The following is a 1,006-nucleotide window of genomic DNA, read 5'->3' as shown; positions in this document are numbered from 1 at the left end:
GCCAGCCGGTTCGGGTGGGCCAGGGCGCTGAGTTTGTCTACGGTAATTAATTCCATAATTCACGAAATACGGAATTAATTACCGCAAGTCAACTGCCCCGGCTTGCGACTGCCGCAGATCAGGGCGTCAGTCTGTTTGATACCACCAGACATCCGGCATGAACCCGGTCCGGTCGCCGTAGATCGGCAGGTATTCCGGGAACCGCATTTCCTTGACATGGGCAATCCGCCCCGCATCGAACCTCCAGAACGGAATGACATAGCGCCCTGCGGTCAAAACCCGGTCTAGCGCCCGCACGGCGGCAGTGAAATCCTCGGGATCCTTGGCTGTCAGCATGGCATCGATCATCGCTTCGGCAGCGGGGCTGTCCATGCCCATCAGGTTGCGGCTGCCGGGCTGAGTGACGCCGTCGCTGCCCCAGTAGTAACGCTGTTCGTTTCCGGGGCTCAGCGATAACTCCCGGCGGTAACGGGTAAGGTCGAAGCCATAGGCGTTCTCGCGTTCCGCATACTGCGCATTATCGACGGTTTCCGCGCTCAGCGTGATGCCCAGCCGCTCAAGTGCGCGGGCGTAGATCTCAGCGACTGTCTTCATCTCGCCATCGCCCTGGCGGATCAGAACGGTCAGTTCCAGGGGCATGCCTTCACTGTTGCGCAAAATGCCACCAACGACGGTCCAGTCCGCGTCCTCCAGCAGTTTCATCGCCTTGCGCAGATTGCCGCGGTTGCGCTTGCTGCCGTCGCCCTGAGGCAGGGTGTACCCCTCCAGAGTGCCCGGCGGCAGCGTATCCGCAAAAGGTTCCAGCAGGGTGCGGACCTTGCCGGCGGCCGCACCAGGCTGCATGCCAAGCCCGGACCCGGAGAAATAGGAGGTGATCCGAGGCTGGACGCCGCCGGTCACCGTACCGTTGATGTATTCGAAATTGAACGCCAAAAGCAGTGCCTCGCGAACGCGCCAGTCATCCAGAGGCGCGCGGCGGGTGTTCATCACCAGTCCTGTCATGCCG

At 61.5% G+C, this 1,006-nt stretch carries 1 protein-coding gene; it reads right to left on the bottom strand.

The features are described from left to right. Positions 1-126: 126 nt before the first annotated feature. A partial coding sequence (locus A2I95_RS42360; RefSeq protein ID WP_291738212.1) for an ABC transporter substrate-binding protein occupies positions 127-1,006 on the bottom strand: 880 nt, incomplete at its 5' end.

Source organism: Leisingera sp. F5 (genome assembly GCF_001593695.1).
Note: the sequence above shows the minus strand (reverse complement) of the source record. Positions and strands in the feature narration are given on the sequence as shown.